A 16,094-nucleotide genomic window follows, 5' to 3' on the forward strand; every position below is an offset into this window, starting at 1 on the left:
TTCGCCTTTACTTAACACGCATGATGAAGGGATAACCGGTGCCGCGCTGGCGCGTCTCCAGGCCCCCGGCACTGTTGACGGTCACGTTGTGCGCGTGCGCCCCCGCGGTGGCCGTGGTGACGTTGTGAGCATGACTTCCGTCGCCATTGATGCCGTGGGCGTGCGCCCCAGCTGCCCCGGTGTTGTCACCTACGAACTGCGTGAGATCCAGCATCGAGGCGCCGGCATCCGCACCCTGGGCGTCAGGATTCGATGCTGCAGGCGATCGGGTGTATGAGTGATTATGGTCGCCAACACCCACTGTGCTACCACCGTGGGCATGGTAGCCCTGTGCGTCGGTCGTTCCGGTATGGGAGTGCACCCCTTGGGAGTCTGTAGAGGCCGCATGGACGTGCGCGAGCAGCTCGCCGGCGAGCCAGTCGCCAACGCCGGCGGACCGGATTCCCCGACCCAGGTCTGCGCCGTAGATGGACTCGCCGCGCAGGTCGGGAATCCGGAAGGTCGAGATTCCGTCACCGGTCGAGAACTTGGTCCGATGAATCGCCTGGGCAAGCCAGTCAACGTCTGCGACGACGATGCCGCTGCCCAGTGCATGCGCAGCGGCCTGGGGATACAGCGTCCTGTCCAGGGTCTGTCCCATTAGCACAACGCAGTTTGGCGGGATGCTCGACGTCGCGCCCATCCAGGGCATTGGCACACCGATCGGCAGGCCCACTTGTCCAGCGATCACGCGGACCGCCTTGAGCAGTTGCGTCCCATCCCCCTTAACCAGTGCGATGGCCGCCGCCTCGATGACCTGGCAGATATTCTCCTGGACATCGTTCGCCCAGTCGGAAGTAACCCACGTCGCCTCCTGACTAGTCAATGGGTCACCCCTGGTGAAATAGCCGGGGGTACCTGTAACGAGGGGATCCTGCTTAACCGCTACAGCGGTCGAATGGTCAATGCGTTGCATCTCGCCATGTCCTAGATAGTTTAATGGGACGGACTATCAGCTGAAGCGTCCGCTGTTGTCTGCCCAGTCCTTCGCGATCAGCGTCAGCGGATCGACGCCCGTGGTGCCAGTGTCGTTCAGCCAGGTGCGATAAATGCTGCCGACCCAAGTCCCACTGAAACCTGACATAAAGCCGAGCGCCGCACTTGCCATGTTGGCGGAGGGCACCTGGTTAAGCGAGAATCCGGCCACAGCCCCGAGCACCAGGTCGCTGCCGACCTGCACGCCGGCCGAGTAGGCCCGCAACACCATGTTGGCTCCGACCTTCACTACCGCAACACCCAGTTGCATGATGGCTCCGGCAGCCGGGAACGCGATCGGCGCGTAGTTGCCCTGCGCATACATCCGATACGTGTTGCTGGTGTTTTGCGCCGCGATCCCATATTGGCAGTTCGCTCCGACCTGGTTGGCGTACCCGGCGACAGCATTGAAGTTGGAATCGGCCTGCGTTTGGTGCTTGATCCAGGTGCAGAACACGAAGCCCAGATTGTTTGCTGGCAGATTGCCGGCTACCGGCAAGTTGATCTGCTCCGAGTTGTTCTCGATATCGAAACCGATGCCGCCACCCGCGAACGTCAGCGAGTTGGATCCCGAGAGCACAGTCGTCGCTGGGTTCCCGCCACCGACCAGATTCACGAATTGATCGTTGTTGACGGGCGCGGCTTGCTTCGCGAAGCAGTACGGGTCCGCGAAGTCGAAGACGAATTTCGATCCCGCGTCGATGACGCTGTCACGTTGCAAGAGGGGCAGCGTGGCATCGGTGAACGAGGTATCGGAGATTTTCAGAATCAGACTCATAGTTACCAACCCTTTTGCTGGACGAAGTTGTAGACAGTTTGGCCTACCAGCGTGTAGCCGGCAGCGTTGAGATGGAGTCCATCCGACGAGAGTGAAGTGGGCGGAATGTCATTGCCGAAATCGGTAACGTCAGTGGCGCTGTTCGGGTCATAGGCACGCACCAGCACGCGACGGATGTCGATGAAGTTGCGCGGATAGAGCGCCTTTAGCTCCTCGTTAAGATCGACGATGGCCTGGTAGACCGGCTGCCCGATGTATTCCGCAGCGACGTTTCGGTTAATGACGCCGAGCACGACGAACTTCTTGTTAAGCGGCTTCAGGAAGGCAATCGAAGCGGCGAGCGCATCCTTAACGTTCTGCTTTGCCGTCACGAAATCGCTCACGCCGGTGGGAAAGTTGTTCCGCCCATACCAGAAGATCGGAATCTGATAGTCGCGATCGAACGTGTCGGGGATGAACGGTGTCGCCGGATCGATGACGACAGCGGTACCAGCTGTCGCCCGGGTGAAAGTCATGGATGTGCGGCTGCCGTTGCCGTCGAAGGTCGCAGACAATGTGCCCTGCACCCCTGCCAGCCTCCCAGAGATGTTGTTGCCTCCCTGCGAAGTAATCGGCGTGCGCGTGGTTGCAGTTACCGCGACACCTCCGGAAGCCGGGATGGTATTGCCTGTGACGGTCAGGAGAGTCACGAACCCGCCCTGGCGTGTAGCGATATCGGCGGACGCCTGGCCGCCTACCCCGCCGTTGTAGCAACTTCGACCGCTCAGCGTTGCCAGGGCTGTCAGGTATGTTGTGCCATTCCCGCCGGCGCCGGCACTTAAGGAATCCCCCCAGCCTACAAAGGTCGAGTACCCATTGATCGCCTTGTCGTAGGCCGGCGCAGTGCCTTGTTCGGCTTCCAGAGCCGAGATCCTAGCGTTGACGCTTAACCCCTTGCTGATGAGATTCCCTGCACGGTCCACGCCAAAGGCTACCTTGCCTGCGCTGTCGGTAAGCGCCCAGGCATACCCGCTCCGGGCGTAGCCGGTAGCGGTGTAAAGGATGTTCGCGAGCGTTGCGGCAGACACCAGGTTCGAGACGCCCGCAGCATTGATGCTGGCAAGGACGCTCGTTGCATTGACGCCCTTCGTCCAGAGATTGCCTGCGTAGTCCAAGCCGCCGGCGACCCGGTTCTGGTTGTCCGTCCAGGGCCATGCGTAGTTCGAGCGGCCTTGCGCGAGCATGACGTTCGCCGGGAGAGCCTGGAGCGCGGTGACGTCGGACGTAAGTCTGGGGTTCGTCCTCGCAGAGCCGCTAGGGGTGGCTACGACGGATGATGCTCCGCTGGCAGGCCCCGTGGCGATACTGGTGTTAAGCGAGACCTTGCCACCGACGTCCTGAACGTTTCCGATGTCGATCTGCCCAGTCTTGCGCACACCCAGCGCGATCCGCTTCAGCGAATCGACGATCGCGCCGACATAACCGCTACGGGCATAGCTGGTGAAATCGATGCCCGAGTCGACGTACGCCTTCGTCGGAAATGACGCGAGCGGAGCACTTGCAGCGCCGTTCTGAACACGGTAAGCGATGATCGAGTTTCCATCGAGTGCCGGCACTGAAAACGATTGCCCCTCTACACTTGCCGCGAGGCCGAGTGCGATGGTCTGATAAAGCCTGCCCGCTGCCATTGCAGCGTTCTCCGCGACGAGTGCCACGGCCGCGCTGTCCGCGGCAGCCGAGGCCTTCACCGTTGCGATGTCGGCCTGAGCCGTCGAAACGCCGGCATGGCCGGCAGAGTCGGACGCGGATGCCGCCGCTTCGCCAGCCTTCTCAAGCGCGGCGGCCGCACTCGCTGCCGCGGCTTCGGATACCGGCGCAAGTTGTGCGGCGATGGGCGCGACAAACTCGGCGAGTGCCTGTGCCGTTCCGGCTACGGTCTTCCCATCCTTGGCTACGGGAAACAATTCGGTCCCGACGAAGCGGGCTACACGGTCCATCAAAGAGAGCTTGTTCGTGGGCATATCAACTAAAGTCCAGGTAATCGTTCTCTTCCGTCATCAGGAAGCCGTCTCCCGCCTCGTCGAGCAGGAGTTCCGGGTTACCGCCATAGGCGAACTGGAGAACCGTGTGCGCAGGGGATAGCGCCCTTAGCGCTGCCTCAAGCAGCTCGTTCCCCCACTTCATCAGCGGCTCACCCACCGCGCTGCGATCCACTCGGAACGGCACTACAGTGGTTTGTGGTGCGTTGACTCGCCACACAAAGGCCCAATCGTCGCCGTACAGTGGTTGGCCTACCGGAGAGCCCACCTTGAAGGGCGAGAACTCAGTGATCGAGATGCTGTATCCGAGGTTCAACGCGACGAAGATGAAGTACTCTCTAGATAGACCTCCTAGCTCGTTGATCCGCTGGAGGAGCACCGCCAAGCGCTCCTGGATAGTGCGCTGTCGAGCTGCTTCGGCCAGCCCATACACTCGCTCCCAGTCAGCCAGCAAATCGGCGCGCCCGAACGGCGTCACCCCGTCGAGCGTGGTAAGACCATCCGCCATGGTCTTGTCCAGGGCGTTGCCCTCGGCAACTAGACCGGCAGCGAGCGGTGTTCCTACTGGCGTATATCGATAGCTGACCGGCGGCAACAACAGAGCCAGAAGTTCGGCGTGCGTCATGGGAGCGTATAGAGAGTGATCGTGCCCAGGCGGGCCCACTCGACGACGGTAGCGTCGACCGTCGCAATCACGTTGGCCGAGGGTACGTCGACGACGGAATCGACCACGCCACTACTGTTAGAAATGATGCCGTCGGCCTTAGACTTAACCACCGTTGCGCCTGGCACGAGTGTGTCGTAGTACGCACCGAGATCCCGATACAAAGCGGCCAGCAAGGAATCGCCATCGATCCCGGAGAGATTGACACCGATGTGATAGTTGATCAGCTTGAGGGTCGGCGCGAACACAGTCGAGCCGCGGCATCCTGCTGGGCGCTGCTTGTCGATATTGAGCTGGGCCGCGGCAATCTCGGCATCATTCGCCGGCGTGTTGCCACTGATTACAGCCACGTCAACACGGCCGACGGCTCCCCGGTGCGGGAAAACATAGGCGTCCGTGATACCAGGGATTTCCAGTGCCCAGGCACGGTAGTCAGCCAGGTTGCCACCGGCGGGGGGATGGCGGAGTCGGTCCAGCAGTCGAGAGAGCAGCTGCGCATCCGTCTCCTCATCCAGGCCGCCGCGGATCGAGATCATCGTGACCTGGCTGGCGACCCCTGGAGGGGCGGCGGCGAGCTGGCCGGGTGCGTTGTCGGCCAGATTTCCCGCCGCTCCCGTTGAGAGCGCGACGGCGGTGACGATGGCAGTTCCGTCCCCGCCAATCGTGCCTGGCGCCGTAGTCTGGTAGCGTTGATCACCTACGACGATCTGCTGGCCGGCGTCGGCGTTGGACCCGGCGACTCCAGCAAGGCGAACCGTACCTTGTGCCGGAACGGCGGGCTTTGGGTACATCCGGCGCAGTGCTGCGTGGCGCCTTAGGAACTCAGTATCCGCCGTATCCGGGAAGATTTGTCGAGTCTGCCAGGCCTGATACTCATACAAGCCCTCGACCGCGCTTGCGACAGAGGTGGCACGGATCCAGTAGTCGCTGTCGACCGTGGTATCCGCCTCAGGCAACAGGTTCTTGATATCGCGCAGGATCTCATCCCGAACCTGCGCGAGTGTCTTGATAGCGACTGGCATCAGGCAACCTTAACGGGGTGGGAGAAGCGCTGCAGACGACCGGTCGCGTCGACGACCTCGATCAGCAGGTTTAGCCGGCCAGTACCAGCGCGTTCGGTGCTGACCTCAATCGATCGGGCGCGACCGTCCTGAATAATGGGCGCGAGAGCTTGCTCGGAGTACTGCTTTGCCAGCACCGCAACGCGGGAGAGGTCTTTCTCGCGGGCGAGCTCGTGAAGGCGAGAACCGAGCGTCGGATTGCCCCAGTACGAACCAAGCGGCGTGGCCAGGCGCAGATAGACCGCGTTGGCCAGCGTCTCTGTGCGTTCACCGGTATAGTCGCCGGTAGAGGGGTCAAGGAGAGCATCCATGCCCCGATTCTCGGGGCATGGATGCGGCTACATGAGGTGGAAGGATGTCAGGGGAGACTGGGTCGACCAGAACGGCGACCCGAGCTGTAATGCTACCTCAGACAGGCTCGTCGGTGGTGCCGCCAGTCTCCGGATGGCGGTGGTGCGCTACGCTCTTTCCGTCCGCGATCACGTCTACAGTCGCAATGAGCTTACCTTCAATCCTAGCGGTGGCGTCACCCTCGCCGCCCTTGATCGCCATCCCGCCATTGCCGCTGAGAAGGCCTTGTGCCGTGACCGCCTCGCTGGCCTCGACAAGCGGCGTGACAAACTCGACCTTCTCTTCCGCGATGACACGAAATACCTTCGTGGTGACTTCAATGACACGCCCGCGCTTGAGGTGGACCGCATCCCCCTCGTCGGAGTATAGAGCCACCTCGCCTTCGGCCAAGGCCTTCAGACGATAGCTGCCGTGCTCGGTGGCGATCACGATGCCATGGCTCGTCTTGCCGCCCACCGGCACTACGATGGCCATCGTTCCGCGCGGCGGATTCGACGTGTATCCGTAGTGCTGGAAGAACTCGACATCCTGCACTGGCTCGCCGGAAAGCGCGTCGAGCTGGCCCAGCTGGACGTTGCTGCTGCTCCCTACACGAGTGATAACCGCGCGGAATGCCTGGCGCACGCCGGCCATCGCGCGGGCGATTCGCCTGTCAATCTGTTCGATCATGACGCCCCTAGCAGTACGTTGTCCGGCAGGATCTCGCCCGGTCCGATGGTCTTGCGGTGACGCTTGCGCTTGGTATGCGGGTGGGCATCAAGCACCCAGACGCCGTCTTCCTTCAGCGTCAGGGTTGTCGTTGGGCCCTTTACTTGGCCGCGCCCCCCTTCGAAGCGCCGCCCCATGAGGAAGTACACCCCATTCAATCCATGCGGCTCCGACAAGACGTGGATACGCTGGCCCGGCTTCCATAAAGCCCCGTCGGATGTCCTGTGACCCTTGACGACCGCCGTCAGTGCCATGCCGCGCAACCGGGAATCGGATATCACCTTCCGTGCGCGTGCCTGGACCGAGGCCAGCGTGGGTGCATCGTGGTCGACGATGATCTTCGGGCGGTATAGGTTGACGCCAGTGTCCTGGACCGTCGCGCGCATCGCGTTCTTGCCATTCTCCAGGATCGTTCCGTGCGCCTGCGCAAGGACTGTGACTTCGGAATAGCGCTCGGCAATGGATTCACTGCGACCCAACGAGACGACGTTGTTCCCCTTTCCGTCGCGCCGCAGAATCAAACTTGCCACCGGTGGTGCCGTGTAGTCCGGCCCGCCGATCACCAGCGTGCCATCCGGCTCGAACCAGGGCCATAGGCCGCTACCCTCGGCCGCGTTTGTGAGCACATCCCAAGCCGTGTCGCACGGGTCGACGTGGACCTTATCGTAGGTGGCGGTCCGCACGGCATCAATGCGTACGCGCGTCACGCCCAGGGGCTTAACGACGTTCGCCACGACCTCTGCCAGCGAGATCTGCTTCGACGAAAAGATAGGCGCCGAGCAATCGACCAGGACAGCCGCACCATCACGGCCCGTCAGCGTCAGCGTGTGCTGGGTCTTTCCGACCTGGTGGTCGAGCTCGTCGATTCGTCCCGTCATGACGATGTCGGAACCGACGCGCACTTCGGCAAGTGCGCCAGCCTTGACGTTAGTCGGCAGGTCGATGCGCGGCGCGGCCAGATCTACCTGCCAGGCGTCGGCTGGCGTGAGCAGATCGGAGTCGACACGGTAGCGCGTCCAGTCGCTATGCACGTGTCCGCCGATCAGGAGGCTGACACGATCCTTAGCTGGCGTAGGCACGAAGCACCTCCCCGCGAGCCACGAAATTCGGATTGCGCAAGGCAGGGTTAAGGCGCATGAGTTCGGCGGACCTTGCGTGATCGCCGTACCATCGGTGCGCTATCAGTGCCAAGTTTCCGCCCAGCTCGACCGTGCGCAGCTCGACGGGAGGCCGCACCTCCATGGCTTCAAGCGCCACCGCCTGCACCGCGAGCGCGATGTCCTTGAGCTGCTCAATGACCGGCCTGGCGACTTCCAACGTGTATTGCGTATGGTAGACACCCGCCGCATCGACGGTCGAGGAACTCGCCGCGTCGGGCGCGTACTGATCGCGGTAGCTCTGGATGGCGTCTGCGATCGCCTGTCGGGTGTCGTCGGCGACCTGCTCGATCTCTGCCTGTGACAGCGTCGGCGTCTGAGTCTCTGAGGCAAGGATGTCGACGGCGATCGCGGCCAGCTCAGTCGCCACGACGAGCTGCACAACGCCGGTCACCAAGGCGACGTCGGAGGGCGTCGCCACGGCGGACGTTCGGCCGTCCGATTGACCAGAGCCGGCCTGCCCAGGCAACTGCACCACGTCATGATACTGGCCCGTCAAGCCCTTCCAGTCGGAGAACAGCACGCTGGTATCAAACGAACGCAGATCCCCCATGCCGCGCAGCAGGCCGATCAGGTCGGAAGTGAACGCGCGGGGGAAGTTCAACACATCCAGCGTCGTACGCGTAAAGCCGGTCACGAGGTTGTAGAGCGGCCCGAGGGTGCCATTCATCATGGACCGCAGCGCGTTGAGGCGGCCATACTGGCCCTTCATGGTGCGCAGGCCATCCATGGCCTTGGCGAACAGTTCGGTGCCCTGGCTGCTCGCCGACTCGGTAGCCAGCACGGCTGCATCAGCCTTCTGGTTTGGCAGCTGCTGGACGAAGAAGGGATTGCCCGGGGTGGCTTCGAAAAACTGGATATCGACCGTGCAGGAGTCCGGCGATTCAGCATCGTGGCCCACCGACCAGGTGGCCACCTGAGCGTTCTTGATGCTACCAAAGACAGGGTGAACCAGCTCTCCCGCACCGCGAACGGCCAGCGCGGCGAGCAGCGCCTCGAGACGAGCTTTGTAGTCATCGCCGAAGAAGACAGCACCTACGCGAATCTGCCTGGCGCCTTGCCCCAGGTCCTCGATGTCTTCGCCGTCGACATAGGGGTAGGCGTTCCTGGCCAGGTCGACATCTGCATTGTCGTCGGTGCGTACGCAGTCGAACCTAACGCTCCGAAACGAGGCCTCCAGTAGTTCATCCTTCCAGCCCATCAGTGCCTCCGTGATTCGCGCGCGTTAAGGTTGTTGGTGTACTCGGCGATCACGGCGCCATCGAGCATCACTGTGACGGGCATCGTGATAGGCTGCGGCGCCTTGGACAGCGCTTCAATAGCTGCGGTCTGCCGATCGAGCTTGTCTAGCAGTGGCGTTGCCCCCCCCGCGGGCGGGTCGGATGGATGCGTCCAGTCGTAGATCTTGCTGCCGAGCGTGGCACCTCTTTCGCCCGTCGAACGCTCGACCAGGTTGTTGATGCCACCATTCACCCACGTGCCGAAGGCGTAGCCGGCCGCACCGGCAGCGGCGGGCAACACCGCATAGCGGCCGACAGCGCGCAATGCCGTACCGGCGGCGCCCCGCGCAGCGCCACCTGCCGCACCGCCGGCACCGCCGGTCAGTACGGAGCCCAAACCTGCCCCTGCGGTGGCTGCAGTCAAGGCAACAAGGCCGGTCGTGGCGCCGGCGAGCGCAGCGGTCAGGCCGGGGTATTCCCGAGCGTATGCCGTGAGCTTCTCGGCGGTGTCGCCGATGACACGGTTGAACCCTGCGAAAGCACTGTTCTGCGCGAAGTCCGCCTCGTTCTTGGCCTGCTCGACCTTGAACGATGGAGTCTGGGCGATGACGGAGAAGTTCTTTTCATTGGCGCCCTCCGCACCCATCGCCTTCGTCTGGACGTCTTTAACGTAGGCACGGTTGCCCATCAGCGCAACCAGCGCCATCATCGCCTGGCGGTCCTGGATCAGCTTGCCGATTGCCGAGCCCTGCAGAATGTCGGTCATGCTCTCCATGGTGGCCTTCTTCTGCTCACCCTTCTCGGTGCCGATCTTCGCTTTCAGCGCCGCATACTGCTTGTCCTTGCCGACGACGTTGTCGACCAGGTTGACGAATGCGTCCAGGGAGTCGACACCAAGCGAGCGGGCGCGCGCCAGGTTTCCCGACAGGTTGATGCCCAGCTTCTGCGCGTCCTTTGCCGTGTCGGCGCTGTTGATCTTCCCCAGGAGGTTGACCAGGTTGTTTCCGGCTTCATCTTTCGTCCCTGCCGTGATGACGGCGGCTTGGTTGGCTGCCAGCAGTTTCGCGAAGCCGCCCACTCCAGAGAGCCCGGAGTTGCGCGCGGCCGCCATCTGCTGAGGCAGCCACTTCGCCATGTCCTTGAGCTCGAAGCCGCCTTCCTGGCCGGCAACGAGTGCCATGTCCAGGATCTTGGGCAGGTCAGCCTCTTTGATCTTGAACGTCTGCATTGCGCGCAGGGCGATCTGACTAAGCTGGGTGGGATCGGCGCCCGATCCGGTAGCGAACTTTTGCAGTGTCGGTAGCATGCGCACGGAGGAGTCGACGCTGAAAGCGCCTGAAGCGATCAGCTGGTCGAGCGTCTCCGCTGCCTGGTCCTTGGAGCCTCCACCGAAGCGGACCGCAGACTTAACCGCCTCCTCCAGCGTACGCATGCCGGCGATACGCCCCTCGACGCCGCGGTCCGCATAGGCGGTGTTCGACATCATCGCCAGACGCCGGTCATAGCTCATCTGCGCACCAGCAGGACGGCTGAGCACGTAGGCGCCAGCGGCCACGCCCATACCGATCCCAGCCGCGGTCTGCATACGGCGCACCGCTCCGCCTGCCATGCTCATGCCGCGTTGCAGGGCTGATACCTGGCCCATCTCACGGCGCAGCTCAGCGACCTTGGCGCGCATCGCATCGAACGCGCGCGCTTGCTCGCGTGCCGAGGCAGTGCCGGAGGCTGCCAGGCGCTGGTAGGCCAGCTCGGTCTGGCGGATCTCACGCTGGATGCGCTGTTCGGAACGAATACCCAGGGACTCCCGCGCTTGAAATAGTCGCTGGCCCTCGCTGCGGACTCCCTGCAGCGCCTGCGTGGCCGGCCGCGACATCTGGTCGCGGGTCGTGAGACGAAGGGCAACGTTAAGGTCTGACATCACGCGTTCCTTGGTTTGCGCTTACGCTGGCTGACGACGCGCTTGCTGGCCTCCTGAGTTGTCCGGCCGCCCCGAGACGAGGATGGCCGCAGCAGTGCGGCCATGTACCCCTCGAACTCGGCTTCCGTCATGTTGCGGACGGTGGACTCTGGGATCCCGATTCGGCCGAGGGCGACGATGGCGAGCCGGAAGGGGCGGAGCCGCTCCTCGGCCGCAGCCGCTTTTTTTTAACCTCTGCCACGTGGGCGCCGAGGATGTCCAGATCTTCCGGCATCATCTGCTCCGCAAGCAGCTCATACGTGATGGCCTCGCGCGGAATGGTGCCCAGGGACTCCAGGGCGCGCGAGTACATATAGACCTCGATACGCAGCCCCGAAGCGGGCCCTTCCGTTTCCTCAACGGCGGCGATGTTGTCCGCCACCGTCGGCAAGCGCAGCGCGAAGTCGTAGTGAACCTCGCCGCCAAACTCGACGCCATACAGGAGGGAGCCGGTGGTCTTCATTCGTTCACCTTGCGTGCGGCGAAGATGCGGATGTCACGACGCGCCTCGTTCTCGACGGAGTACTTGTCCGAGACTTCGGTGGTGTAGCAATCCAGGTAGCTCTCGCGCTTGCCCCCCGGGCTCGCGGGATAGATGGTCAGCTTGGCGCCAGCCATCGACAGCCAGTCCTTGTCCCCGGACAGGGGAATCACGACCGTCGCCGAGATCTCATGCTCCTCGATGCCGCGGGCGAAGCCCTTGACGCGGCGATCGCGATTCATCGTCTTGACGGGCTTCGTGCCGGTGCGCGAGGTGACGCTGTACTCCACGACCTCAATCTCTTCGCCATCCCATTCCAGGACGATGGCGCCGGCGAATTCTTCCAATGCCATGTTGGCCTCCGGGGTGTGTTAAATCACAGGATCAGGTCGATGCGGCCGGCGAACACATGCAGGCCGTTGACCACGTCGCTCGGGATCTTGGCGTTGAGCCGGTTGCTGTCCTGGCTGTCGCGCTCCACGATCAGGGCGTCCTTGTTGGCTTCCACGTTCTCGACGATCTCCAGCTCCTCGAGCTTGACCAGGACGTCGAGCAGCTCCGACCGGACCTTGCCGGGGGTGCGCGAGGACAGCTTATCCCGCGGGAAGCGCAATGCGATCCGCTCGCGGCAGGCCTTGCGGACATAGTCCAGCGTGGCGATCGTCGTCACGTCCAGGAGCGACACATCGTCGATGCCCTGTGCGTCTTTTGTGTAGGTGGTGATCGCGCGCACGATCTGCACCACGTCGCCCGGACCGATCTCGAATGGCGTCAGGCCGTTGTGCAGGACGTTCTCCTGCTCGGTTCGGGACGGACGGTCGACCAGGTCGGTGACATCCAGGCCGGTCAGAGCGAGGGTGTTAAGCGGACGAGCCGGATCTTCTTCGCTGGCGGTGACGGCCGCATAGGCCGCGGCGATCTCGGCAGGCAGCTTCGCCGAGTTGCGGTGCCAGCCTACCGAGATTCGGCCGGCATTGATCGATGCGGTCAGCGTGGTGCCAGCGGCCAGGGTGCCGGAGAAGCCGGCGATGCCGCGTGCACCGCGCTGCTCCATTGGGCCGGACACGGCATCAAGGTGGGTGCGCAAAGCGGTCAGTGCCGTTTGTGTGGGAAACGGGCAGCCGATGATGTTGTGACCAGCAGCGAACACCGCGGCAAGTGCGGGCGCGATGTCGGGGTCGTTCAGACCGCCAGTCATGGCCGTGGCGACCGCCGAAACGCCAGTCGCCTTGCTCGTCGCCTTCAACTTGATGGCATTGCCGTGGTCGCCCTTGTTCTTGGCGGTCAGCGTGACGACGCCGAGGGCGGCCGAGGCCGTTACCGGCAGGTCGGGCTGGTTGGCAATCTGGGCGGCCAGCTTGGCGGCCAGAGCCGTTTCGGTGTCCGCCGTGGATACAGCGATATCGACGGACACGCCAGCGATCAGCAGGGACAGTGCACCAGGTGCGGTGGCTGGACCGGTCAGCGTTACCGTGCCGTTAGCCGCCACGCCGGCGCCAGCGTCATCGATACCGATCACGGTGAGCTGCAGGTACGGGTTGGCCTTGATTGCCGCCCGCGCCATCAGGTGGGCAATCGAGCCGCGGCCGAATAGCAGCGCCGCTTGTTCATCCGAGAATACGTCGGCCGGCGCGAGAGCCGCCTGCGCGGCTCCGGCCAGCCGCTGGGCCACGAAGAGCACCTTCAGCAGGTTGCCCGGCAGCGTGCGCACTGCGAGCTTGGTGTTGAACTCGAAGTACTTCCCGGGCTTGCGGATGGAAGACGGGATCGAATCGAAACTGATGTTTGGGCTGGGCATCAGGCATCTCCATTGCTGACCCGCTTACGGGCAGGGGTATCGTTGACTTCGATCAGGTCGCCTTCCGCCAGGCGCCGCATGTAATAGGCGGTGCGCTCGACCGGGACGTCCTGATCCTCGGTGATGTATTCCCGCGGGCTGTGTTCCTTCGGAACCGACAAGCCGGGCGCGGCCTTAACTTTCATGGGTTGCTCCCGTTGGTGATGACGTCCTGCGCGTCGGCCTTGCCGTCGTCAGGCTGCAGGTAGTAATTGAGGCCAGTGCGCAGCCAGTCCGGATCTGGCGTGCCCAGCTGCGCGTCGTAGCGGCCAAAGACGTCGTCCGGATTGCCGTCGTCGACCGGCAGCGGGAACATCCCGTTCGGCAGGACATCCTCGACCCAGGCCGTATGGAACTCCAGCGCGTAGCAGGAAAACGCTTCCCGATTGAGCAGCACGTGCCGCAGGGTACGGATCCGCCCCGGCGCCAGGTGGCGCACGGGCAAGCCGAGATCCTGCTGGGACAGCAGCCGGCGCACGGCGTAGATCAGCGTGTTGCTGCCGACCTCATGCAGGGCCGGGCCGCCGTGCCGCGCGGCCTGCTCGTTGCGCACGCTGCGCGCACCCACCATCACCGCGAACAGGGCTTCGGCCTTCCACTTTTCGCGGCTAGTGGCCGCCGGCTGGCTCTCACGCACACCGCCGAAGGTGACCCAGGCCGCAGGGAAGCGGCGGATCACCTCGTCGGAGTCGTCGTCGAGCTCGCCGCCGTACGTTTCGACGGACTTAACCATCCTGCCGAGGCCGAGGCGGAGCCTCGCCACCATGGCCAGCTCGACGGCGGTGATGATCGGCGTGCTCACAGCGCGCCCCGACCGCGGGCGAAGGCCTTACCGCCGCTGTTGAAGATCACCGGGTTGTCGGCGGCCGGCACCGTGCCGGTGTCCCCGACCGGGCCGATCGAGACTGCGCCGGAACTGACCTTCTCCAGGAAGCGGGTAGCGTTGCGGTACCGCTCGTTGATGACTTCGGTTAGGCGTGTGCCGCTGCCGCAGAGCCTGTAGCGGGCGATATCGCAGCAGAGACCAGACAGGAAGCGCGGGGCCTGCGCGAGCGGAACGGCATAGCGGCCAGCCAGGTAGCTGTCGATCTCGGCGCTGGCATCGTCCAGCGCGCCCGCCAGGACGGCTGCATCGACGGCGCCGGTGCGATCGCGATCGGTCAGCTCGACGAGCTCATCCTCGCCGAACCGGGCCGCCATGTCGTTCTGCGTTGCGTAGGCCATGGCTTACTTCTTGGCGGTGGTGGTCTTTGCTGCAGCTTGGCTAGCCTGGGCCTCACGCGCGGCCAGACCGGCCTCGCGCTCGACCAGGGCTGCCTCGGCGGCGACCACAGCTTCTTCGCGGACCTTGACCTGGTCTTCCCGGACAGTCAGCGAGTTGGCCAGCTCGTTCAGCTCGGTGGCCCACTCTCGCAGGCGCTGTTCAGCGTCGACCAGTACCTCCTGCGGTGCCTCGACCACGTGGCCGTTTTCGTTGATCACCACCTCTGCCTCAACGACGACCAGATTCGGGTCGCCCTTGATCGCGGCAACATGGTCTTGATGAAGCGTGTCCAGCGGGATATTTTTCGGCTCGGAGCCGAATTCGTGTCCAGCGCGGCGAAACTTGTCCTTCCGGCTGACGACGCGAAGCACTTTCACTTTCTTGGTGGCCATCATGGCTCTCCATCAGAGCGGTTTAAACCCGCCGGAACCCCGCACTGCTGCCGAGGGTTCCGGACTTTCCTCCTCCGCGCTTACGGCGTCGCGCGGCAGTGCCGGGGCGGGAGGTGTCCCGTCAGCTCAGCCAGGGCGTGGTGAGCAGCTTGGCCGTGTTGTAGTAGATGTTGGTCGCGCCGGCGGCGTTCTTTTCCGCCTGCAGGACCTGCAGCGCCTTGCCTTCCAGCGAGGGCGGCACGACCAGAAGCGAGGGGCGCACGCCCAGCGGGCGGCCGTTGTCGCCCTTCATCGACATCAGGGCTGCGCGGGCGGCGCCGTAGTTGTCGGCGGTCAGATCCTGCTTGGACGCATAGGCCAGCTGCCAGAGGCCGAAGCCGACGTTGGAGCGCGCGTCGACGCCGTAGCGGAACTTCTTGCTGGTGAAGACCTGTTCGTCAGTCTCCTGGTCCATGGCGACGAACTTGTAGTCCTTGCGCACCTGGTAGATGATCGGCTTGACCATCTTCGAGACGTCCAGCAGATACCAGGCGGTACCGGCACCGCCTTGGAAGTTCGACACGGAGCCCGTGGTGCCGTCCGCCTGCAGGACCGGGTGATCGGTATCGAAGAAGTACTGACCGTCGTATGCTGCCTGCGCGAAGCCGGAGGCCAGCTGGGCGAACACCAGCTCGTCGGGGTGCTGTTTCGCGTCCAGGCCGAGCTGGGAGATCATCGGGCCGTACACGTTGTACGAGTCGTCTTCAATCTCGTCGCGATCGATGGTGACGGTGTTTTCCCACGGCTTGTTCTTGATGGTGAAGTCGTGCAGCATCAGGTTCTGCAGCACGCGATCGCCGATCCATTCTCGGAAGCGCGTGGTCTGACCGAGCCACGGATAGACTTCCTTGGAGGTCTGCGATGGCACGCGCATCGCGATCTTGTCCCAGTCCGCCGGCACGCCGTCGAAGGCCTGCTGGAAGAGCACCTTGTAGCCCTGGAACAGTGCGTTCAGGCTGGCGCGGTTGATGACGATGCCGGCCGCGGCGAAGCCGAGCATGCGGTCGTCAACGTGCCCCAGTGGCAGCTGCGCCAGCGGCATCAAATCGGCGTGCTGGACGTCGACGCCGGCCGTGCGGGCCAGGCAGACCGCCAGGCCGACCATCACCGTCGCGGCGACGGCGAATACCCATTGGAGTCGGGTGCGTTTCAT

At 63.7% G+C, this 16,094-nt stretch carries 18 protein-coding genes; all 18 read right to left on the bottom strand.

What is annotated here, in order from left to right; all coding sequences use genetic code 11:
- Window positions 1-7: 7 nt before the first annotated feature.
- The 18 genes from AC3WXD_RS07255 to AC3WXD_RS07340 all read right to left on the bottom strand — a co-directional run bounded on the left by AC3WXD_RS07255 (window position 8) and on the right by AC3WXD_RS07340 (window position 16,094).
- Window positions 8-955 (bottom strand): phage tail protein, encoded by a 948-nt coding sequence (locus AC3WXD_RS07255; RefSeq protein ID WP_492323406.1) that lies wholly within the window; start codon window positions 953-955, stop codon window positions 8-10.
- A gap of 36 nt (window positions 956-991) precedes the next feature.
- Window positions 992-1,792 (bottom strand): hypothetical protein, encoded by an 801-nt coding sequence (locus tag AC3WXD_RS07260; RefSeq protein ID WP_492323407.1) that lies wholly within the window; start codon window positions 1,790-1,792, stop codon window positions 992-994.
- Window positions 1,793-1,794: 2 nt separating this feature from the next.
- Window positions 1,795-3,792 carry an autotransporter outer membrane beta-barrel domain-containing protein gene (locus AC3WXD_RS07265; protein ID WP_492323408.1) on the bottom strand — a complete coding sequence of 666 codons (1,998 nt, stop codon included), beginning with the start codon at window positions 3,790-3,792 and terminating at the stop codon, window positions 1,795-1,797.
- A gap of 1 nt (window position 3,793) precedes the next feature.
- Complete coding sequence (locus AC3WXD_RS07270; RefSeq protein ID WP_492323409.1) at window positions 3,794-4,435, bottom strand: YmfQ family protein; 642 nt, start codon at window positions 4,433-4,435, stop codon at window positions 3,794-3,796.
- Window positions 4,432-5,496, bottom strand: coding sequence for a baseplate J/gp47 family protein (locus AC3WXD_RS07275; protein ID WP_492323410.1), 1,065 nt, complete (start codon window positions 5,494-5,496; stop codon window positions 4,432-4,434). The genes AC3WXD_RS07270 and AC3WXD_RS07275 overlap by 4 nt, the downstream gene beginning before the upstream one ends.
- The gene (locus AC3WXD_RS07280) at window positions 5,496-5,846 is read right to left on the bottom strand and encodes a phage GP46 family protein (protein WP_492323411.1); all 351 of its coding nucleotides are present in this window, start codon (window positions 5,844-5,846) and stop codon (window positions 5,496-5,498) included. The genes AC3WXD_RS07275 and AC3WXD_RS07280 overlap by 1 nt, the downstream gene beginning before the upstream one ends.
- A 97-nt stretch (window positions 5,847-5,943) precedes the next feature.
- On the bottom strand, window positions 5,944-6,555 hold the full coding sequence (locus tag AC3WXD_RS07285) for a phage baseplate assembly protein V (protein WP_492323412.1): 612 nt from the start codon (window positions 6,553-6,555) through the stop codon (window positions 5,944-5,946).
- A complete protein-coding gene (locus tag AC3WXD_RS07290) occupies window positions 6,552-7,673 on the bottom strand; it encodes a phage baseplate assembly protein (protein ID WP_492323413.1) in 1,122 nt (373 codons plus the stop codon). Before AC3WXD_RS07290 ends, AC3WXD_RS07285 begins: the two co-directional genes overlap by 4 nt.
- Entirely contained in the window at window positions 7,657-8,952 is a 1,296-nt protein-coding gene (locus AC3WXD_RS07295) for a DNA circularization protein (RefSeq protein ID WP_492323414.1), read from the bottom strand. Before AC3WXD_RS07295 ends, AC3WXD_RS07290 begins: the two co-directional genes overlap by 17 nt.
- Entirely contained in the window at window positions 8,952-10,889 is a 1,938-nt protein-coding gene (locus AC3WXD_RS07300) for a phage tail tape measure protein (RefSeq protein ID WP_492323415.1), read from the bottom strand. Before AC3WXD_RS07300 ends, AC3WXD_RS07295 begins: the two co-directional genes overlap by 1 nt.
- Before the next feature lie 127 nt (window positions 10,890-11,016).
- Window positions 11,017-11,391 (bottom strand): hypothetical protein, encoded by a 375-nt coding sequence (locus AC3WXD_RS07305; RefSeq protein ID WP_492323416.1) that lies wholly within the window; start codon window positions 11,389-11,391, stop codon window positions 11,017-11,019.
- The gene (locus AC3WXD_RS07310; RefSeq protein WP_492323417.1) at window positions 11,388-11,762 is read right to left on the bottom strand and encodes a phage tail protein; all 375 of its coding nucleotides are present in this window, start codon (window positions 11,760-11,762) and stop codon (window positions 11,388-11,390) included. Before AC3WXD_RS07310 ends, AC3WXD_RS07305 begins: the two co-directional genes overlap by 4 nt.
- Before the next feature lie 23 nt (window positions 11,763-11,785).
- The gene (locus AC3WXD_RS07315; RefSeq protein ID WP_492323418.1) at window positions 11,786-13,207 is read right to left on the bottom strand and encodes a phage tail sheath subtilisin-like domain-containing protein; all 1,422 of its coding nucleotides are present in this window, start codon (window positions 13,205-13,207) and stop codon (window positions 11,786-11,788) included.
- Window positions 13,207-13,392 carry a DUF2635 domain-containing protein gene (locus AC3WXD_RS07320; RefSeq protein WP_492323419.1) on the bottom strand — a complete coding sequence of 62 codons (186 nt, stop codon included), beginning with the start codon at window positions 13,390-13,392 and terminating at the stop codon, window positions 13,207-13,209. Before AC3WXD_RS07320 ends, AC3WXD_RS07315 begins: the two co-directional genes overlap by 1 nt.
- Window positions 13,389-14,048 (bottom strand): DUF1834 family protein, encoded by a 660-nt coding sequence (locus tag AC3WXD_RS07325; RefSeq protein WP_492323420.1) that lies wholly within the window; start codon window positions 14,046-14,048, stop codon window positions 13,389-13,391. The genes AC3WXD_RS07320 and AC3WXD_RS07325 overlap by 4 nt, the downstream gene beginning before the upstream one ends.
- Window positions 14,045-14,470, bottom strand: a complete 426-nt coding sequence (locus AC3WXD_RS07330; RefSeq protein WP_492323421.1) for a gp436 family protein — start codon at window positions 14,468-14,470, stop codon at window positions 14,045-14,047. Before AC3WXD_RS07330 ends, AC3WXD_RS07325 begins: the two co-directional genes overlap by 4 nt.
- A 3-nt stretch (window positions 14,471-14,473) precedes the next feature.
- Window positions 14,474-14,905: an HI1506-related protein gene (locus tag AC3WXD_RS07335; RefSeq protein ID WP_492323422.1), complete on the bottom strand. Its 432-nt coding sequence runs from the start codon at window positions 14,903-14,905 to the stop codon at window positions 14,474-14,476.
- A gap of 118 nt (window positions 14,906-15,023) precedes the next feature.
- The gene (locus AC3WXD_RS07340) at window positions 15,024-16,094 is read right to left on the bottom strand and encodes a Mu-like prophage major head subunit gpT family protein (RefSeq protein ID WP_492323423.1); all 1,071 of its coding nucleotides are present in this window, start codon (window positions 16,092-16,094) and stop codon (window positions 15,024-15,026) included.

This window comes from Cupriavidus sp. FW216-B1 (assembly GCF_058789195.1).

What these genes read in the sequence shown, in the direction of transcription:
- AC3WXD_RS07255 (WP_492323406.1), bottom strand. Translation starts at nt 955, where the DNA reads ATGCAACGCATTGACCATTCGACCGCTGTAGCGGTTAAGCAGGATCCC.
- AC3WXD_RS07260 (WP_492323407.1), bottom strand. Translation starts at nt 1,792, where the DNA reads ATGAGTCTGATTCTGAAAATCTCCGATACCTCGTTCACCGATGCCACG.
- AC3WXD_RS07265 (WP_492323408.1), bottom strand. Translation starts at nt 3,792, where the DNA reads ATGCCCACGAACAAGCTCTCTTTGATGGACCGTGTAGCCCGCTTCGTC.
- AC3WXD_RS07270 (WP_492323409.1), bottom strand. Translation starts at nt 4,435, where the DNA reads ATGACGCACGCCGAACTTCTGGCTCTGTTGTTGCCGCCGGTCAGCTAT.
- AC3WXD_RS07275 (WP_492323410.1), bottom strand. Translation starts at nt 5,496, where the DNA reads ATGCCAGTCGCTATCAAGACACTCGCGCAGGTTCGGGATGAGATCCTG.
- AC3WXD_RS07280 (WP_492323411.1), bottom strand. Translation starts at nt 5,846, where the DNA reads ATGGATGCTCTCCTTGACCCCTCTACCGGCGACTATACCGGTGAACGC.
- AC3WXD_RS07285 (WP_492323412.1), bottom strand. Translation starts at nt 6,555, where the DNA reads ATGATCGAACAGATTGACAGGCGAATCGCCCGCGCGATGGCCGGCGTG.
- AC3WXD_RS07295 (WP_492323414.1), bottom strand. Translation starts at nt 8,952, where the DNA reads ATGGGCTGGAAGGATGAACTACTGGAGGCCTCGTTTCGGAGCGTTAGG.
- AC3WXD_RS07300 (WP_492323415.1), bottom strand. Translation starts at nt 10,889, where the DNA reads ATGTCAGACCTTAACGTTGCCCTTCGTCTCACGACCCGCGACCAGATG.
- AC3WXD_RS07305 (WP_492323416.1), bottom strand. Translation starts at nt 11,391, where the DNA reads ATGAAGACCACCGGCTCCCTCCTGTATGGCGTCGAGTTTGGCGGCGAG.
- AC3WXD_RS07310 (WP_492323417.1), bottom strand. Translation starts at nt 11,762, where the DNA reads ATGGCATTGGAAGAATTCGCCGGCGCCATCGTCCTGGAATGGGATGGC.
- AC3WXD_RS07315 (WP_492323418.1), bottom strand. Translation starts at nt 13,207, where the DNA reads ATGCCCAGCCCAAACATCAGTTTCGATTCGATCCCGTCTTCCATCCGC.
- AC3WXD_RS07320 (WP_492323419.1), bottom strand. Translation starts at nt 13,392, where the DNA reads ATGAAAGTTAAGGCCGCGCCCGGCTTGTCGGTTCCGAAGGAACACAGC.
- AC3WXD_RS07330 (WP_492323421.1), bottom strand. Translation starts at nt 14,470, where the DNA reads ATGGCCTACGCAACGCAGAACGACATGGCGGCCCGGTTCGGCGAGGAT.
- AC3WXD_RS07335 (WP_492323422.1), bottom strand. Translation starts at nt 14,905, where the DNA reads ATGATGGCCACCAAGAAAGTGAAAGTGCTTCGCGTCGTCAGCCGGAAG.
- AC3WXD_RS07340 (WP_492323423.1), bottom strand. Translation starts at nt 16,094, where the DNA reads ATGAAACGCACCCGACTCCAATGGGTATTCGCCGTCGCCGCGACGGTG.